Raw genomic sequence first — 1,553 nt, forward strand, 5'->3', positions numbered from 1 at the left:
CAGACCGCGCGGCAGTGCCCCCCGCTGCCCGGAGCGCCACCCCCCGACGCGCCGGCCCGCCTCCTCCCGCGCCCACGTCACTGGAAGAGCTGTGGCGCTCGTACAAGGACACCGGCGACGAGCGGCTGCGTGAGCAGTTGATCCTGCACTACTCCCCACTGGTCAAGTACGTGGCAGGCCGGGTGAGCGTCGGACTGCCGTCCAACGTCGAACAGGCCGACTTCGTCTCCTCCGGGGTCTTCGGTCTCATCGACGCCATCGAGAAGTTCGACATCGAGCGGTCCATCAAGTTCGAGACCTACGCCATCACCCGCATCCGCGGCGCGATGATCGACGAACTGAGGGCCCTGGACTGGATCCCCCGCTCCGTACGGCAGAAGGCCCGAGCCGTCGAACGCGCCTACGCGACGCTGGAGGCCAAGCTGCGGCGCACTCCCTCCGAGACGGAGGTCGCCGCCGAAATGGGCATCGCCGTCGAGGACCTGCACGCCGTTTTCAGCCAGCTCTCGCTGGCGAACGTCGTCGCCCTGGAAGAGCTGCTGCATGTCGGCGGTGAGAGCGGCGACCGGCTCAGCCTCATGGACACCCTCGAGGACACCGCGGCGGACAACCCCGTGGAGGTCGCCGAGGACCGCGAACTCCGCAGGCTCCTCGCCCGCGCCATCAACACCCTCCCCGAGCGGGAGAAGACCGTGGTGACGCTCTACTACTACGAGGGCCTCACCCTCGCCGAGATCGGCAACGTCCTCGGTGTGACCGAGAGCCGGGTCAGCCAGATCCACACCAAGTCGGTGCTCCAGCTTCGAGCGAAGCTGGCCGACGCAGGACGCTGAGTTCGAGGGGGCGGCCGTAGAGTGGTGGGGTGCCCAGGATTCGAGCGGCCTCCGTGGCCGAGCACCGGACCATGCAACGCGGCGCCCTGCTGGACGCCGCGCGTTCCCTGCTGTCCGAAGGCGGGACGGAGGCGCTGACCTTCCCCGCCCTCGCCGAGCGCACCGGTCTTGCCCGGTCCTCCGTCTACGAGTACTTCCGCTCCCGCGCGGCCGTCGTCGAGGAACTGTGCGCCGTCGACTTCCCCGTCTGGGCGGCGGAGGTCGAGACGGCGATGGAGCGCTCCGCCGGCCCCGAGGGCAAGGTCGAGGCGTATGTCCGCCGCCAGCTCGAACTGGTCGGAGACCGCCGCCACCGGGCCATCGTCGCCATCTCCGCGAGCGAACTCGACGCCGGTGCCCGCGAGAAGATCCGCGCCGCCCACGGCGGCCTGGTCGCCATGATCGTGGAAGCCCTGGCCGAACTGGGCCACGCACAGCCCCGGCTGGCCGCGATGCTCCTCCAGGGCGTCGTCGATGCCGCAGCCCGCCGCGTCGAACTGGGCGTCGCCGAAGAGCCCCAGGCCATCGCCGACACAGCCGTCGCCATGGCCCTCCACGGCATCAGCCGCCGCCCCTGAGACCATCCGGCCCCGCGATCGGATCCCAGGCGGTCGACGAGGACGGTTCCGGCCCCCACCGCCGGCCTGCCACCTTCCTCGTCTGGTGGGGGCCTCCCCCCTC

Annotated in this window: 2 protein-coding genes; both read left to right on the top strand. The window is 70.8% G+C overall.

What is annotated here, in order from left to right:
* Positions 1-833: RNA polymerase sigma factor WhiG (gene whiG, locus C6N75_RS29435; RefSeq protein ID WP_258177681.1), on the top strand; the 833-nt coding region annotated here is incomplete at its 5' end.
* Between the two features lie 53 nt (positions 834-886).
* A complete protein-coding gene (locus C6N75_RS29440) occupies positions 887-1,450 on the top strand; it encodes a TetR/AcrR family transcriptional regulator (RefSeq protein ID WP_105871883.1) in 564 nt (187 codons plus the stop codon).
* The last annotated feature ends 103 nt before the right edge of the window (positions 1,451-1,553 follow it).

This window comes from Streptomyces solincola (assembly GCF_002982015.1).
In the GTDB taxonomy this organism is placed as follows: domain Bacteria; phylum Actinomycetota; class Actinomycetes; order Streptomycetales; family Streptomycetaceae; genus Streptomyces; species Streptomyces solincola.